The 15,716-nt window shown below is 72.3% G+C and carries 12 protein-coding genes and 1 pseudogene; 3 read left to right on the top strand and 10 right to left on the bottom strand.

Going from position 1 to position 15,716, the window contains the following annotated elements:
* Positions 1 to 77: 77 nt before the first annotated feature.
* The 4 genes from sucB to ACFWZH_RS27420 all read right to left on the bottom strand — a co-directional run bounded on the left by sucB (position 78) and on the right by ACFWZH_RS27420 (position 6,157).
* On the bottom strand, positions 78 to 1,802 hold the full coding sequence (gene sucB, locus ACFWZH_RS27405; RefSeq protein ID WP_384436640.1) for a 2-oxoglutarate dehydrogenase, E2 component, dihydrolipoamide succinyltransferase: 1,725 nt from the start codon (positions 1,800 to 1,802) through the stop codon (positions 78 to 80).
* 53 nt (positions 1,803 to 1,855) lie between these two features.
* Positions 1,856 to 3,244 carry a dihydrolipoyl dehydrogenase gene (lpdA, locus tag ACFWZH_RS27410; RefSeq protein WP_384436643.1) on the bottom strand — a complete coding sequence of 463 codons (1,389 nt, stop codon included), beginning with the start codon at positions 3,242 to 3,244 and terminating at the stop codon, positions 1,856 to 1,858.
* A 364-nt stretch (positions 3,245 to 3,608) separates the two neighbouring features.
* A complete protein-coding gene (locus ACFWZH_RS27415; RefSeq protein ID WP_384436646.1) occupies positions 3,609 to 5,153 on the bottom strand; it encodes a leucyl aminopeptidase in 1,545 nt (514 codons plus the stop codon).
* A 209-nt stretch (positions 5,154 to 5,362) separates the two neighbouring features.
* Entirely contained in the window at positions 5,363 to 6,157 is a 795-nt protein-coding gene (locus ACFWZH_RS27420) for an adenosylcobinamide-GDP ribazoletransferase (RefSeq protein ID WP_384436649.1), read from the bottom strand.
* A gap of 88 nt (positions 6,158 to 6,245) precedes the next feature.
* Here ACFWZH_RS27420 and ACFWZH_RS27425 point away from each other — a divergent pair, with 88 nt between their 5' ends.
* The gene (locus tag ACFWZH_RS27425; protein WP_384436652.1) at positions 6,246 to 6,983 is read left to right on the top strand and encodes a hypothetical protein; all 738 of its coding nucleotides are present in this window, start codon (positions 6,246 to 6,248) and stop codon (positions 6,981 to 6,983) included.
* Here ACFWZH_RS27425 and ACFWZH_RS27430 read toward each other — a convergent pair.
* From ACFWZH_RS27430 to ACFWZH_RS27445, 4 genes are all read right to left on the bottom strand, one after another.
* Positions 6,958 to 7,686 (bottom strand): hypothetical protein, encoded by a 729-nt coding sequence (locus ACFWZH_RS27430; RefSeq protein ID WP_384436655.1) that lies wholly within the window; start codon positions 7,684 to 7,686, stop codon positions 6,958 to 6,960. The two genes, ACFWZH_RS27425 and ACFWZH_RS27430, sit on opposite strands and share 26 nt — an antisense overlap.
* Positions 7,683 to 9,443: a phosphatidylglycerol lysyltransferase domain-containing protein gene (locus ACFWZH_RS27435; RefSeq protein ID WP_384436658.1), complete on the bottom strand. Its 1,761-nt coding sequence runs from the start codon at positions 9,441 to 9,443 to the stop codon at positions 7,683 to 7,685. The genes ACFWZH_RS27430 and ACFWZH_RS27435 overlap by 4 nt, the downstream gene beginning before the upstream one ends.
* A 148-nt stretch (positions 9,444 to 9,591) precedes the next feature.
* Positions 9,592 to 10,638: a nicotinate-nucleotide--dimethylbenzimidazole phosphoribosyltransferase gene (gene cobT, locus ACFWZH_RS27440; protein WP_384436661.1), complete on the bottom strand. Its 1,047-nt coding sequence runs from the start codon at positions 10,636 to 10,638 to the stop codon at positions 9,592 to 9,594.
* Between the two features lie 234 nt (positions 10,639 to 10,872).
* Positions 10,873 to 11,397, bottom strand: a complete 525-nt coding sequence (locus ACFWZH_RS27445) for a class I SAM-dependent methyltransferase (protein ID WP_384436664.1) — start codon at positions 11,395 to 11,397, stop codon at positions 10,873 to 10,875.
* A gap of 203 nt (positions 11,398 to 11,600) precedes the next feature.
* Between ACFWZH_RS27445 and ACFWZH_RS27450 the strand changes: the two are divergent.
* Positions 11,601 to 12,804 (top strand): annotated as a pseudogene (locus ACFWZH_RS27450) (RNA-guided endonuclease InsQ/TnpB family protein); the annotation flags it as partial.
* Between the two features lie 117 nt (positions 12,805 to 12,921).
* Here ACFWZH_RS27450 and ACFWZH_RS27455 read toward each other — a convergent pair.
* Positions 12,922 to 14,217 carry a bifunctional adenosylcobinamide kinase/adenosylcobinamide-phosphate guanylyltransferase gene (locus ACFWZH_RS27455; protein ID WP_384436667.1) on the bottom strand — a complete coding sequence of 432 codons (1,296 nt, stop codon included), beginning with the start codon at positions 14,215 to 14,217 and terminating at the stop codon, positions 12,922 to 12,924.
* A 263-nt stretch (positions 14,218 to 14,480) separates the two neighbouring features.
* On the opposite strand from ACFWZH_RS27455, the gene ACFWZH_RS27460 reads away from it, so the two are divergent.
* Positions 14,481 to 14,699, top strand: a complete 219-nt coding sequence (locus tag ACFWZH_RS27460; protein WP_384436669.1) for a hypothetical protein — start codon at positions 14,481 to 14,483, stop codon at positions 14,697 to 14,699.
* A gap of 67 nt (positions 14,700 to 14,766) precedes the next feature.
* On the opposite strand, the gene ACFWZH_RS27465 is transcribed toward ACFWZH_RS27460, so the two are convergent.
* On the bottom strand, positions 14,767 to 15,363 hold the full coding sequence (locus ACFWZH_RS27465) for a DUF3043 domain-containing protein (RefSeq protein ID WP_384436672.1): 597 nt from the start codon (positions 15,361 to 15,363) through the stop codon (positions 14,767 to 14,769).
* Between the last annotated feature and the right edge of the window lie 353 nt (positions 15,364 to 15,716).

Below are 15,716 nucleotides of genomic sequence, written 5' to 3' on the forward strand. Positions count from 1 at the left end.
CGGGGGCACGCGTGTGGCCGATGAGCCTTACGGACCGATCCCGGTCTCGTGGTGGCCCTCAGTCGCCTGAGTGACTGCTAGAGACCGATCTCGGTCTCGAACTCGGCGGCCTCCAGGATCTGCTTGACCGTGGTCAGGTAGCGGGCGGCGTCCGCGCCGTCCACCAGACGGTGGTCGTAGGAGAGCGCGAGGTAGGTCATGTCGCGCACCGCGATGGTCTCGCCGAGGTCCGGGTGGTTGATGACCACCGGGCGCTTGACGGTCGCACCGATGCCCAGGATGCCGACCTGGTTCGGGGGCACGATGACGGTGTCGAACAGGGCGCCGCGCGAACCGGTGTTGCTGATGGTGAAGGTCGCACCGGACAGCTCGTCCGGCGTGATCTTGTTCGCGCGGACCTTGCCCGCCAGGTCCGCCGTCTTGCGGGCGATACCGGCGATGTTGAGGTCACCGGCGTCCTTGATGACCGGGGTCATCAGGCCCTTCTCCGCGTCCACCGCGATACCGACGTTCTCGGTGTCGAAGTAGGTGATGGTGCCCTCGTCCTCGTTGATCCGGGCGTTGATGACCGGGTGGGCCTTCAGCGCCTGGACGGCGGCCTTGACGAAGAACGGCATCGGGGAGAGCTTGACGCCCTCACGCTGCGCGAAGGCGTCCTTGGCCTTGTTGCGCATCCGCATGATCGAGGTGATGTCCACCTCGACCACGGAGGTCAGCTGCGCCTGGCCGTGCAGGGCCTTCATCATGTTGTCGCCGATGACCTTGCGCATCCGCGGCATCTTGACGGTCTGACCGCGCAGCGGGGACGCCTCGATGGCCGGGGCCTTCGACACCGCGGCCGGGGCGGCGGCCGGCGCGGCGGCCTTGGCGGCCTCGGCGGCGGCGACGACGTCCTGCTTGCGGATCCGGCCACCGACGCCGGTGCCCTTGACCGTGGCGAGGTTGACGCCGCTCTCCGCGGCGAGCTTGCGCACCAGCGGGGTGACGTACGCGCCCTCGCCCTCACCGGCGGCCGGGGCCGGGGTGACGGGCGCCGGGGCGGCGGCCGGAGCCGGAGCCGGAGCGGGCGCCGGAGCCGGGGCGGCCGGAGCGGGCGCCGGGGCAGGGGCGGGGGCCGGAGCCGGCGCGGGGGCCGGAGCCGGAGCCGGGGCGGCGGCGGGAGCCGGAGCGGCCGGGGCGGGCGCGGCGGCCGGAGCGGCACCCGCGGCACCGATCACGGCGAGCTTGGCGCCGACCTCGGCGGTCTCGTCCTCGCCGACGACGATCTGCAGCAGGGTGCCGGAGACCGGGGCCGGGATCTCGGTGTCGACCTTGTCGGTCGAGACCTCCAGCAGCGGCTCGTCGGCCTGGACCTCCTCGCCGACCTCCTTCAGCCAGCGGGTGACGGTGCCCTCGGTGACGCTCTCGCCGAGCGCGGGGAGGACGACGTCGGTGCCCTCGGCACCACCCGCGGGGGCGGCGGCGGGGGCGGCAGCAGCGGCCGGAGCCGGGGTGGGCTCGGGCTGCGGCTGGGCCGCGGGGGCCTCGGCGGCGGCGGGGGCCGCAGCCGCCGCCGGCGCACCGGTGCCGTCGTCGATGATGGCCAGCTCGGCGCCGACCTCTACGGTCTCGTCCTCGGCCACCTTGATGGCGGACAGGACGCCGGCGGCCGGGGCCGGGATCTCGGTGTCGACCTTGTCGGTCGAGACCTCGAGCAGCGGCTCGTCGGCCTCGACGCGCTCACCCTCGGCCTTCAGCCAGCGAGTGACGGTGCCCTCGGTGACGCTCTCGCCGAGCGCCGGCAGGGTTACGGAAACCGCCATGGTTTCGGTTGCTCCTTACGAATTGCGGGATGTGGTCGCGCCCGGGACTGGGGTCAGTCGTGGGAGTGGAGGGGCTTGCCGGCCAGGGCCAGGTGGGCCTCGCCGAGAGCCTCGTTCTGCGTCGGGTGCGCGTGGATCAGCTGCGCAACCTCGGCCGGCAGGGCCTCCCAGTTGTAGACCAGCTGGGCCTCACCGACCTGCTCGCCCATACGGTCACCGACCATGTGGACGCCGACCACGGCACCGTCCTTGACCTGGACGAGCTTGATCTCGCCCGTGGTCTTGAGGATCTTGCTCTTGCCGTTGCCCGCGAGGTTGTACTTCAGAGCGACGACCTTGTCGGCGCCGTACAGCTCCTTGGCCTTGGCCTCGGTGATACCCACCGAAGCGACCTCGGGGTGGCAGTACGTCACGCGCGGCACGCCGTCGTAGTCGATCGGGACGACCTTCTGGCCGGCCAGCCGCTCCGCCACCAGCATGCCCTCGGCGAAGCCGACGTGCGCGAGCTGGAGGGTGGGAACGAGGTCACCGACGGCGGAGATCGTCGGCACGTTGGTCTGCATGTACTCGTCGACCAGGACGTAGCCGCGGTCCATCGCGACGCCCTGCTCCTCGTAGCCCAGGCCCGCCGAGACCGGCCCGCGGCCGATCGCGACCAGCAGCACCTCGGCCTCGAAGGTCTTGCCGTCGGCGAGGGTGACCTTGACGCCGTCGGCGGTGTACTCGGCCTTGTCGAAGAAGGTGCCGAGGTTGAACTTGATGCCCCGCTTGCGGAAGGCCCGCTCCAGCAGCTTGGAGCTGTTCTCGTCCTCGACCGGGACGAGGTGCTTGAGGCCCTCGATGACGGTGACGTCGGTGCCGAAGGACTTCCACGCCGAGGCGAACTCGACGCCGATGACGCCGCCGCCCAGGATGATCGCGGACTCCGGGACGCGGTCCAGCGTCAGCGCGTGGTCCGAGGAGATGATGCGGTTGCCGTCGATGTCCAGGCCCGGCAGCGACTTCGGCACGGAGCCGGTCGCCAGCAGGATGTGGCGGCCCTGGACCTGCTGGCCGTTGACCGCGACGGAGGTCGGGGAGGACAGCCGGCCCTCGCCCTCGATGTAGGTCACCTTGCGGGAGGCGACCAGACCCTGCAGGCCCTTGTACAGGCCCGAGATCACGTCGTCCTTGTACTTGTGGACGCCCGCGATGTCGATGCCCTCGTACGAGGTCTTGACACCGAACTGGGCGGCCTCACGAGCCTGGTCCGCGATCTCACCGGCGTGCAGCAGCGCCTTGGTGGGGATGCAGCCGTTGTGCAGGCAGGTGCCGCCGAGCTTGTTCTTCTCGATCAGGGCGACGTCCAGGCCCAGCTGCGCCCCGCGCAGGGCAGCGGCGTAACCACCGCTTCCGCCACCGAGGATCACTAGGTCGAAAACGGTGCTGGCGTCGTTCGCCACGTCACGTCCTCCATGCATGGGTGCGCCGGAGCCGGTCGTCGATGACCGGGCCGCGGCTGTTGTTCGGCCGCTTTTACTTCGGCCCTGGGTAAGGGGGGCCCTGTCCTGCCGAGAACCCATCTTCGCACTTGTTCAACGAAGCCGGGACGGCGGGCCGGGCTCTGGGCGGCCGATCGGCCGCCTCGACGGGGTTACTGGTGCGTAAAACGGTGCAGTGGCGCGCAGCGCCGCCTGGGAAGGGTGGTGGCGGGCGACGGGCGGGGGGATTTCGTTGAGGGCGAACATGTACGCAAACGCACACACCGACGGCCCCGGGCGGTGAGCTCGGGGCCGTACGGACATATCAGGTGCGACGGCGCCGGCGTCAGCCGAGGTCGCCCGCGGCGGTGCGCTCGGCGAGCCGGACCAGGGTGCGCACCGCGGAGCCGGTGCCGCCCTTGGGGGTGTAGCCCCAGGCCGAGCCCTCGTGGAAGGCCGGGCCCGCGATGTCCAGGTGCGCCCAGGCGATGCCCTCGCCGACGAACTCCTTCAGGAAGATGCCGGCGACCAGGCCGCCGCCCATCCGGTCACCCATGTTGGCGAGGTCGGCGACCGGGGAGTCCATGCCCTTGCGCAGGTGGTCGGGCAGCGGCATCGGCCAGGCCTGCTCGCCGACCTCCTCCGCGATCTCGAAGATCGAGGTGCGGAAGGCGTCGTCGTTGGACATGATCCCGAAGTGGCGGTGGCCCAGCGCCAGCACCATCGCGCCGGTCAGCGTGGCGACGTCCACGATGGCGTCCGGCGACTCCTCCGAGGCCCGGGTCAGCGCGTCGGCCAGGACCAGGCGGCCCTCGGCGTCGGTGTTCAGCACCTCGACGGTCTTGCCGCTGTACATGGTCAGCACGTCACCGGGGCGGGTGGCGGAGCCGGACGGCATGTTCTCCGCGAGCGCCAACCAGCCGGTGACGTTGACCTCCAGCCCCAGTCGGGCGGCGGCCACGACCGCGGCGAAGACGGCGGCCGCACCGCTCATGTCGCACTTCATGGTCTCGTTGTGACCGGCCGGCTTGAGCGAGATGCCGCCCGAGTCGTAGGTGATGCCCTTGCCGACCAGGGCCAGGGTCCTGGTCGCCTTGGCGTGCGTGTGCGCGATCCGTACCAGCCGCGGCGGCGCCTCCGAGCCCTGGCCGACGCCCATCAGGCCGCCGTAGCCGCCCTTCTTGAGCGCCTTCTCGTCCAGCACCTCGACCTTGAGGCCGAACTCCTTGGCCGCGGCCTGCGCCTGGGCGGCGAAGGACTTCGGGTCCAGGTCGTTGGAGGGGGTGTTGATCAGGTCGCGGGCGCGGTTGACCTCCGCGGCCAGCGCCTGGGAGCGCTCGGCGGCGGCCTTGAACTCCTTGTCGCGCGGCTTGCCGCCGAGGATCGCGACCTCGCCCAGGGGTGCCGACTTGCTGTCGCTCTTCTTGCCGCCCTTGGCACCGTTGCCGTTGCCGTTGGAGCGGTACGCGGTGAAGGCGTACGCGCCCAGCAGCGCGCCCTCGCCGACCGCGGCGGCGGCCTCGGCGTCCTCGACCGGGAGGGCGAAGCCGGCCTTCTTGCTGCCGGACAGCGCGCGGGCGGCGCTGCCCGCGGCGCGCCGCAGCGCCTCGTTGTCGAAGGCCTCGCCCTTGGCCGGGGCGTCGCCCAGGCCGACCGCCAGCACGACCGGAGCCTTGAGGCCGTCGGCGGCGGGCAGCTTGGTCACCTCGCCCTCGGCACCACTCGCGCCGAGGGTCTCCAGCACGGTGGCGAGCTTGCCACCGAAGGCCGCCTCCACGGCCTCCGCGCCGGGGGCGACCACGACGCCCTTGGCGCCCTTGGCGACGCCGACGACGACGGCATCCGCGCGCACCGTTGCGGCGGACGAAGTACTGAGGGTCAGTGCAGTCACGGTGATGAGAGTCCTGTTCCTGTCCGGGAATCCGTTGTGCGCCTTGGGCGCTGCTGCGGCCGAGCCTACGCTCGGCGGCGCCGCGAGGCCCGGTGTGCTGCCGCACCCGATGCGGCGTGGGTGCATAACGGTCACGGCGGTAGGTACGCCCCCGGTCCCCGCATTCGGTGAACTGGCCAGTAACGAAAGGGAGTTGGGCGAGGCGCCGGTCACCCGAGGGCGAGTACGACCAGCGCCGCCAGTCCCGCGCTCTCCGCGAGCGCGCCGAACACATCCCCCGTCACCCCGCCGAACCGTCGCCGGCAGTGCCCCAGCAGCAGTTCGCCGAGTCCCAGCCCGAGCAGCGCCGCGAGCCCGGCGTGCAGCGCGCCGTACCCGCCGAAGGCGGCACCCGCCCCCGCGCACCCGGCGGCCACCAGCGCGGCACACAGCAGCGCCGCACGGACGGGAACGGCGCCCGCGACCGCCGCACCGAGCCCCTCGGGGCGGGCGGCCGGCACCCCCGTACGGGAGGCGAGGGTCAGCGCGCCGCGCGCGGTGACCGCCGCGACCGCCGCCGCCAGCGCACCGTGCGCCCAGCCCGTCGCGTACAGCTCGCTCAGTGCGGCCACTTGGGCCAGCAGGGTGAACAGCAGCGTGATGACCCCGAACGGGCCGATGTCGGACTGCTTCATGATGCGCAGCGCGTCCTCGGCGGGCCTGGCGCTGCCCAGGCCGTCGGCGGTGTCGGCGAGCCCGTCCAGATGCAGGCCGCGGGTGAGTACGGCGGGCACCGCGGCGGTGGCGACCGCGGCGAGCAGCGCCCCGCCGCCGAGCAGCAGCAGCGCCCCGCCGAGCGCGGCCGCGCACAGCCCGACGACCAGCCCGGCCAGCGGTGCGCAGAGCATCCCGCCGCGCGCCGCGGCCCGGTCGAAGCGGGTGACGCGCACCGGCAGCACGGTCAGCGTCCCGAACGCGAAGCGCAGGGCGTCGGCGGCGGTCGGGGGAGCGGGGGTCTCGTTCACCGCGGCAGGCTATCCGGCCGACCCCGGCGGGGAATTGCCGTCAACTGGCCGTTAAATGGCCTTACGCGACAATTGGGGAGCGTGTGGGATGGGCCACTGGTGGTACCGCAACATCGTCGAGCCGGGGAAACTGCCGCTGCTGCTCGCCCTGGCCTCGTTCGTGCTGACCTTCCTGGTGACCCGGGTCATCACCCGTCTCATCCGCGCCGGCCGGGGCCCGTTCCGCGACATCTCACCCGGCGGCCTGCACGTCCACCACGTCGTCCCCGGAGTGATCCTGATGGTCGTCGGCGGCTTCATCGCCCTCGCCGGCGGCCGGCGCGGCTTCGGCGCCGGAGCCGCGGCGGTGCTCTTCGGCGTCGGCGTCGGACTCGTCCTGGACGAGTTCGCGCTGATCCTCCACCTGGACGACGTCTACTGGACCGAGCAGGGGACCAAGAGCGTCGAGATCGTCATCCTCACCGCCGCGCTGGTCGCCCTGGTTCTCGGCGGCTTTCTGCCCTTCGGCGTCAACGAACTGAGCCCGGACGAGACCGTCGACCGCCTCACGGTCGTGCGGACCGTGGCCGGCAACTTCCTCCTCGCGGTCGTCGCGCTCGTCAAGGGCAAGGCCCGGATCGCCGTCATCGGGGTCTTCGTGCCGTTCGTCGCGCTCTTCGGCGCGCTCCGGCTGGCCCGGCCCAACTCGCCCTGGGCCAGGCGCTTCTACCGCAAACGGCCCAAGGCGCGGGCCCGCGCACAGGTCCGCGCCTACCGCCACGACCGCCGCTGGTCGGGGCTGCGCCGCAAGGTCGAGCACCTCATCGGCGGCGCCCCGAGCCGCTGATCCGAGCCGCGTCCCGCGGCTTCCTGGGCCGCGTGGCCTCCCACAGCCCGCACACCACCAGCACCGCCAGAATCGCCGCGACGTGCTCCTTGCCGGCCAGGTTGTTCTTGACGAACACCACCTCGAAGAGCATCGCCAGCACCACCAGCGAACCGGTGAACCACGCCCGGTAGCGCCAGCAGACGTACACCGCCAGCCCCACCACGGCCGCCGACGGCCCGGTGTCGATGACGTACTTGTCCGAATCGGGCAGTCCGATGGGGCTCTGCGGGCCGATCCAGATGCCGATCCGCGCGTACATCGTCCCGGCGAGCGTGGCGAGGTAGGCGACCAGCAGCGTCTGCCGCCAGCCCACACAGATCTCCGCGATCCCGAAGACCACCAGGATCTGCGCCAGCGCGCCCCACACCGGGAGGTCCAGCGCGGGCACGAACAGCGACAGTGGAGTGCGCAGCAGCGCCACCCACAGATGCTCCCAGGCCTGTACGGACCCGATGTCCTGGACCGTCCGATAGCCCCAGGGCTGGTTCTGCACGTACTGGAAGACCAGGGTCAGGCACACCGCGGCGAGCGTCACCGGAATGGCCCGCAGCTTCGATGCGGCCAGCGCGGACCGGACCGTCCCCCACAGCGGGCCCCACTCGGCACGCGCGGCGCGGCGCAGGGCGGATCCCTCCGGCCGCCCCACCCCAGCCTCGGTCATCTCACGTTCTCCAGGTGCTTGCGGTTCAGCCACTTGGGCAGACCCGGTGCTTCCAGGAAGCCTTCCGCCCGGCCTGCGGCGATGCCGATGCGCAGCAGGTCGGTGCTCTTTTCGAAGAGCATGTACCGCGGCTCCCAGATCGGCCGGTATTTCGCATTGGCGCGATAGAGCGATTCGATCTGCCACCACCTGGAGAAGAAGCTGAGCAGCGAGCGCCACAGGCGCAGCACCGGGCCCGCGCCGAGCCGCGATCCGCGTTCGAAGACGGAGCGGAACATCGCGAAGTTCAGTGAGAGCTGAGTGATCTCCACCTCTTTCGCCCGCTGGATCAGCTCCAGGACCATGAACTCCATCAGCCCGTTCTCGGAGTCGCGATCACGTCGCATCAGGTCCAGCGACAGGCCCTTCTCGCCCCACGGCACGAAGCTCAGCAGCGCCCGCAGCCGCCCCTCGGCGTCGGAGCACTCCAGCATCACGCAGCGCCCGTCGCCCGGATCGCCGAGCCGGCCCAGCGCCATCGAGAAGCCGCGCTCGGTCTCCCCGTCGCGCCAGTCGTCCGCCAGCCGCAGCAGCCGGTCCATCTCCTCGGTCGGAATGTCCTCGTGGCGGCGGATCCGGACGGTGTAGCCGGCCCGCTCGATGCGGTTGTACGCCTGCCGGACCGTGCGCATCGCCCGGCCGCCGAGGGTGAACTCCGCGGTCTCCACGATCGCTTCGTCGCCGAGCTCCAGCGCGTCCAGCCCGTGCCGGGCGTAGATCGTGCCGCCCTCCTCGCTCGCCCCCATCACCGCCGGCGCCCAGCCGTGCTCCCGGGCCTCGGCCAGCCACACCTCGATCGCCCCGGGCCAGGCCTCGGGGTCGCCCAGCGGATCGCCGGAGGCCAGCGAGACCCCGCCCACCACGCGGTAGGTGACCGCGGCCTTGCCGCTGGGGGAGAACAGCACGCTCTTGTCGCGGCGCAGTGCGAAGTAGCCCAGCGAGTCGCGGGCGCCGTGCCGCGCGAGCAGGGCGCGCAGCCGCTCCTCGTCGTCCTCGGTGATCGCCTCGGTGCTGCGCACGGACCGGAACGCCGCCCACAGGACGGCCACCAGCAGCAGCGCGCTGAGCACGTTGATCGCGACATTGACCCAGTTCGGGGTGGTGATCCCGGGGAAGTGCCGGTCGTCGGGGGCCAGCGACACCAGCCGCATCAGCCCGTAGCGCCAGCGCTGGACGAACGTCGAGGAGGCGTCCTGCGCGGTGTTGGTGACGGTCACCAGCAGCGCCGCCAGCAGCGAGGTGACCAGCAGCCCGCCGACCGCGGTGAGGGCCGCCAGCTTCGGGTTCGAGCGGTCGCCCTTGGCGTAGAACTCCCGGCGCCCGACCACCAGCGCGGCGGTGAACAGCAGCGTCACCAGCAGCGACACCCAGTTCTGCGGATGGCCGCGGAACTCCGGGGCGGCCGCCAGCGCGAAGCCGAACAGCAGCGACAGCAGCCCGGACAACACCAGGTTCAAGATCCACGCCGCCCGCTTGCGCCGCCGCAGCGTCACCGACAGGAACAGCGAGAAGGCGCCGGACGCGAAGCCCGCCGTGAGCAGATACGGGGTGAAGTACTCCTCGATGTTGTGCCGGCGGATGTCGTTGCCGAACGACACCCACACCGCGCTCAGCAGGTTGATGAACGTGACGGTACGCAGGTACCAGATGCCGAACCCGGCACCCCGCTGTGACCAGCGACCGCGGCGGCGGTCCTCGTGGTCTTCATCCGGACGCAAGCGATGTCTCCCATAAAAAACGTGTAAAGCGTGATCTTATGGGGCGCCGCCGGTGGTCCGGTACGGGCGTGAAGTCACGAGCGTCCCTGCGCGGGACGCCCGTCCGATCGCTCGGCACGGCGGCCGGCCGTTGCCGGCCGGCGCCGCGTCAGTCGCGTACGGGCAGTTCTGCCGCCAGGGCCGCGGCGGCCTGCACCAATGGCAGAGCCAGCAACGCCCCCGTCCCCTCACCCGCACTGACGCCGTGGTCGAGCAGAGGGTTGAGTGCGATCCGGTCCAGCGCCTTGGCCTGCGCCGGCTCACCGCTCGCCTGACCGGCCAGCCACCAGTCCGGGGCCCGGAACGCCACCCGCTGCGCCACCAGCGCACAGGCCGCCGAGACCACCCCGTCCAGGATCACCGGCGTCCGCCGCACCGCGCTCTGCAGCAGGAAGCCGGTCATCGCGGTCAGGTCCGCGCCGCCGACCGCGGCCAGCAGCTCCAGCTGGTCGCCGAGCACCGGTCGGGCCCGGCGCAGCGCGTCGCGGATCGCCGCGCACTTGCGCATCCAGGCCAGGTCGTCGATCGGGGCCCCGCCCCGCCCGGTGACCACCGAGGCGTCCGTGCCGCACAGCGCGGCGATCAGCGTGCCCGCGGCCGTCGTGCCGCCGACGCTCAGATCGCCCAGCACCACCAGGTCGGTGCCGGCGTCCGCCTCCTCGTCCGCGATCGCCATCCCGGCCCGGAACGCCGCCTCGGCCTCCTCGGCCGTCAGCGCGTCCTCGACGTCGATCCGGCCGCTGGAGCGCCGCACCCGATGGCGGGTCACCTCCTCGGGCAGCTCCTGCGGATCGCAGTCCACCGCCATGTCGACCACCCGCAGCCGCACCCCCAGCCGGCGGGCCAGCACCGCGGTAGGGCTCGCACCGTCCAGCACGGCCCGTACGAGGTCCCGGGTGCCGCCGGCCGGCCGGGCCGACACCCCCAGCTCCGCCACCCCGTGGTCCCCGGCGAACAGCAGCACCCGCGGCCGCTCGACGGGCCGCACCGGCACCTGCTGCTGTGCGGCGGCCAGCCACTCGCCCAGCTCGTCGAGCCGGCCGAGCGCCCCCGGCGGCACGGCCAGCCGCGCCCGCCGCTCCTCGGCGTCACGGCGCGCCCCGCCGTCGGGGCGCTCGATCAGTTCGGCGAATTCATCGAGGTTCAGGCTGCTCATTGGGCGCAGATTACCGGTCACCCTTATCCGGCGGCGGCTGGGGCGGGGCCGTGGGGGCTGAGCTTCGTTCACGCGTGGTGAAGTGCGGCCTGGTCACCCTTATCCGGCGGCGGCTGGGGCGGGGCCGGGGGGGCTGAGCTTTGTTCACGGGTGGTGAAGTGCGGCCTGGTCACGCTTATCGGGCGGTGGCTGGGGCGGGGCCGGGGCGGTAGCCGTGGGGGGGTGAAGCTCTGCTCACCGCACCGCGAAGTGCAGCTCGCACACCGTCGGCGTGCCCGCCCGCAACCCCGCCAGCCGGTGCCGCAGCCCCGCCGGCCGCCGCTCACGTACGGCGACGATGCCCGGGTGCGCGCCCGCCAGCCGCGGCAGATCCCGCCGCGGCAGCGCGTCGAAGACCAGCGCACCACCGGGAAACCGCTCCGCGCACGCCGCGAGCAGCGCACGCACCCCGGGCGGCGAGCGCCGCAGCAGCCCGCCCGGGGCCGTGACGATGACCCCGCGCTGCGGCTCGCGCACCGCGTCCAGCCAGCGGTGATCGGCCATCGCGCCGGCGACCGTACGCCGCCGGGCGCCGTCCGGCAGCAGCATCCGGCGCAGCGCGGCGGACTCCGCCGGCTGCACCGTCAGCCAGTTCAGCCGCCCGTTGTCCAGCCGCCAGAAACCGGTGCCCAGTCCCTCGCCGAGGGCGACCACGGTCGCCTCGGGGTGTCGCGCGAGGTAGGCACGGACGGCCGCGTCGGTCAGCTCGGTTCCGGTCACCGAACCTCCTGGAGGATTCCCCAGGCTTCAGTCTGGGGTGGGGGCACCTGCCGCTTGCGGGGGAGAATCCGGCTTCCCGCCGGGCGGGGAAGGGAGAGTCGGATAGTCGTCGGGTGATTCGGTGTCCGCGATCCGTGCTGGTGAGGGGCACCGCGAAGATCGTTATGGCTCAACTGTCAGTCCTCCCGGGTAGCTTCGGGTGCATGACGACAGAAGCGACGACGGAGATCGCCGGGCACGCCCGGTACACCTTCCGTGTTCGCTTGTCGGTGACGGCCCGGCGCGCACTCGAGGCCGAGTGGGACCGGTGCCGCTGGGTGTGGAATGAGTGCGTCGCGAAGTCCCAGCAGGTCCACCAGGCAGCGAAGGCCACCGGTGAGAAGCTGACCTGCGGGCCGGCTCGGCTCGACAGGATGCTGACCGACGCCCGCAGGGTGACGCCGTGGCTGCGTGGGGGCAGCTCGGTTCCCCAGCAGCAGCTGATACGCGACTTCGGCAGGTCCCGAGCCAAGGCCCTTAAGGACATCAAGGACCGGCTGCCGATGCGGCAGCGGGCCGGGATGCCGAGGTACAAGAAGAAGCGCGATGCCCTTCCGACACTGAACTACACCCGGCGAGGGTTCCGGTGGAAAGACGGGTGCCTGCACCTCGCGGGCGGGATCGTCGTACGCCCGGTGTGGTCGTGTGAGCTGCCCATGCCGCCGTCCAGCGTGCGCGTGTACCGCGACACTGTGGGGCATTGGTGGGCGAGTTTTGTCGTCCTCGCGCCGACCGAGACCCTGCCCACGACCGGCCGTGTGATCGGCATCGACTGGGGCGTCAAGGAGACCGCGACCACCACGTCCGACGCGTACGACCTTCCCCACGCGCAGCACGGGACGAAGGCTGCGGCGAATCTGACGCGGTACGACCGCATGATGGCCCGGCGCAAGCCGAAGAGGGGCCACGCCGCCTCGAAGGGCTACCGCGAGGCGAAGAAGCTGCGGGCGAAGCTGCACAAGAAGATCGCCCGCCAGCGCCAGGACACCGGCCGCAAGTGGGCGAAGAAGGTCGTACGCGACCATGACGCCCTCGCCGTGGAGGACTTCCGTCCGAAGTTCCTCAGCCGTACCACCATGGCCCGCAAGGCCGCTGACGCGGCGATCAGCACCACGAAGAAGGCCTTGGTCGAGATGGGCCGCAAGCACGGCCGCGCCGTGCATCTGGTACACCCCGCGCACACCACCATGGACTGTGCGCAGTGCGGAGCGAGAACCAAGCACGCACTACCTCTTTCCGAGAGAACGTATGCCTGCACCGCGTGCGGAGCCGTCTCGCCCAGAGACAAGAACTCCGCCCGCGTGATGCTGGTCCGGGCTGGTCTCGTACCCGGCTAGTGCTGATCGTGTAAGACCTGCTGGTCCGCCGGACCGCAGGCGGCGTGAGCTAGGAATCCCCCTTGTTCACGAGGGGGAGGTGTCAAGGGTCAACAGCACCCGCCACCACGCCCCGGGGCAAGCGGACACGGGCGCCTCGGGGCAACCGTCATCCACGCAGCGCAAGCGCCTGGCCCGCGACGACCAGCAGCACCTGCTCGCACTCCGCGCCGAACGCCGCGTTCAGCCGCCCCAGTTCGTCGCGGAACCGGCGGCCGGCCGCGGTCGCCGGCACCACCCCCGAGCCCACCTCGTTGCTGACCGCCACCACCGGCCGGTGGGTCTGGCGCAGCGCCGCCACCAGCGCGTCGGCCCGCTCCCGCAGCGCCCGCCGGCCACCGGCCTCCCAGGTCGCGTCGTCCCATGCCCCGACCTCGTCCATCGCATGCGTCAGCCACAGCGCGAGGCAGTCGATCAGCAGCGGCGAGGCGTCGGCCGGCCGGTCGTTGCCGGGGTCCGGGCCGGGCCAGGCGGCCTCCCCGTCCGGCCCGGCCGCCTCCAGCAGCGGCACCAGATCGCAGGTCTCGACGGTGCGCCAGCTGCTCGGCCGCCGCTCGCGGTGCAGCGAGATCCGCTCCGCCCACTCCTCGTCGCCGTCCCGGGTGCCGCCGGTCGCCACGTACAGCACGTCGGGGAACGCCGCGAGCCGCCGCTCGGCCTCCACCGACTTCCCGCTGCGCGCCCCGCCCAGCACCAGCGTGCGCCGCGGCAGATCCGGCACCGCGTGGTACTCGCCGACCACCAGCGAGCCGCCGTCCGCCACCGCCCGGGCGCCCACCGCCGCCAGCCGGCGGTGCAGTTCGGGCCCCGGCGGCACACCGTGGTCGATGTGCACCGCCACCACGTCGGTCGCCGCGTCCACCGCCCCGCTCGCCCGCAGCCGGGCCAGCGCGTCCGGCCGCTCCAGTACGTCGAGCAGCACCAGGTCGTACGGACCGCTGCCGCCCACGCCCTCCTGGCCGGCGCCCACGCCGTTGACGTCGCCCAGCCCGGCCGGCGCCGCACCCGGCGGCAGATACAGCAGCCGCTCACCGTCGGGGCCGGAGATCTCGTACCCGGTCCCCGGGATGTCCACCGCCAGGGCGCGCACCCGGTGCCCGTCGAGCAGCGCCAGCTCCCGCCCGTCGGCGACCCGGCCCGGCGTGGGCAGCCCGGCCGGCACCTCCATCACCGGCCCGTCGTGCGGATGCGACAGCAGCACCTGCCGTACGCCGGCCAGCGACTTGCCGGCACGGGCCGCGGCGAAGGCCGGGCCGGGTGTCAGATCGATCAGCAGCGCACCGTCGACGAGCAGCGCGGTCGCCGCCCGTGCCTCGTCGCCGACGGCGGTCGCACAGCGGGCACAGGGGCAGCCGGGGCGCGGCAGGCCCCGTGGGGCCCCGGTGCCGAGGAGAGTCACATCCACACCGCCGAGTTTCTCGCGTCCCGCCCCGCCGGGCGCGGCGGGGGCACCTCCCGACACGGCCAATCCGGTACGGCATGTTCCCGTACGGCGGGGTGGGGCAGGGCCGGACCGCAGCCACCAACGGCTCCGCCCCGGCTCACCACCACGCACCGGAACAAGGCCGTTAAGCTGCCGATCAGCACGGAAGCACGACATTGCGGAGTGCGTCGAGACGCGGTCCGCGGTGGCACAGACACGTACTCGGTGGGATCCAGGAGGCGCACATGGTGTGGACGTGGCGGTTCGAGAAGACCGACGGTACGGAGACGGCGCCGCCCGTGGAACCGGAGGAGTTCACCACGCAGGGCGACGCGGAGTCCTGGATCGGCGAGGAGTGGAAGGACCTCCTCGACGGCGGCGTCGACCAGGTCCGCCTCTTCGAGGACGGCACGGAGATCTACGCGGCGCCCATGAGCCTGCACGCCGCCGCCGAAGAGGGCTGACCGCCGAACGGGTGCGGGGCCGGGTCCGAACGGACCCGGCCCCGCACCCGGAAGACCAAACCGGCCGCTACGGCCGCTCGCCCCGCTTGACCTGGGGCTTGGGCAGGCGCAGCCGCCGCATCTGCAGCGTCCGCATCACCGCGTACGCCTTCACGCCCTTGACGTTCTCCTTCGGGAACCGCTCCTGCAGCTGCTTGCCCATGCGGAACCAGATGAGGACCGAGTCGAGCACGATCAGCACGATGATCACGAGCCACAGCAGCAGCGCGATGCTCTGGATCGAGGGCACCCGGATCATGGTGAGCACCAGGATCACCACGGCCATCGGCAGGAAGAACTCCGCGACGCACCAGCGCGAGTCGACGTAGTCACGGGCGAACCGGCGCACCGGTCCCTTGTCGCGCACCGGCAGATACCGCTCGTCGCCGCTGGCCATTGCCTCACGCTGGCGGGCCATGTCCGCACGGCGGGCCTCCCGCTGCGCCTTGGCGGCGTCCTTGCGGTTGGTCGGCGTCTGCGCACGGGAGCGGCGCTGCGACTGGGAGTCGCTGCGCTTCGGCGTCGGGCGGCCCTTGGGGGCCTGCGGGTCGCGGGGCTGCTGGGGCTGGTCCGCGGTCACCTTGGCGGTCGCGGCCTGCTCATCCTTCGAACGGCTTCGGAACACAACACCCAAGGGTACGTGGTCGCCGCGCGAGGGCGAGGGTCCGGCGGGGCACGATAAGGCAACGGCGTTCCCCCGCGACGTGGCGAGCCGGGCAGGAGCCGTTGGTGGTTGCGGTTGGTGGGTGGGTTGGGTTCGGGTGCTGAGGCGTTCCCCCGCGACGTGGCGAGCCGGGCAGGAGCCGTTGGTGGTTGCGGTTGGTGGGCGGGTTTGGTTCGGGTGCTCAGGTGTTCCCCCGCGGTGTGGCGGGCCGGGGCGGGTGCCGTTGGTGGTTGCGGTTGGTGGGTGGGTTGGGTTCGGGTGCTGAGGCGTTCCCCCGCGACGTGGCGAGCCGGGCAGGAGCCGTTGGTGGTTGC

It is taken from the genome of Streptomyces sp. NPDC059008, from assembly GCF_042749045.1.
In the GTDB taxonomy this organism is placed as follows: domain Bacteria; phylum Actinomycetota; class Actinomycetes; order Streptomycetales; family Streptomycetaceae; genus Streptomyces.

Bases quoted from the DNA above. Each gene is read 5' to 3' on its own strand.
- sucB (WP_384436640.1), bottom strand. From the start codon at position 1,802: ATGGCGGTTTCCGTAACCCTGCCGGCGCTCGGCGAGAGCGTCACCGAG.
- ACFWZH_RS27460 (WP_384436669.1), top strand. From the start codon at position 14,481: ATGGTGTGGACGTGGCGGTTCGAGAAGACCGACGGTACGGAGACGGCG.
- cobT (WP_384436661.1), bottom strand. From the start codon at position 10,638: ATGAGCAGCCTGAACCTCGATGAATTCGCCGAACTGATCGAGCGCCCC.
- ACFWZH_RS27425 (WP_384436652.1), top strand. From the start codon at position 6,246: ATGGGCCACTGGTGGTACCGCAACATCGTCGAGCCGGGGAAACTGCCG.
- ACFWZH_RS27430 (WP_384436655.1), bottom strand. From the start codon at position 7,686: ATGACCGAGGCTGGGGTGGGGCGGCCGGAGGGATCCGCCCTGCGCCGC.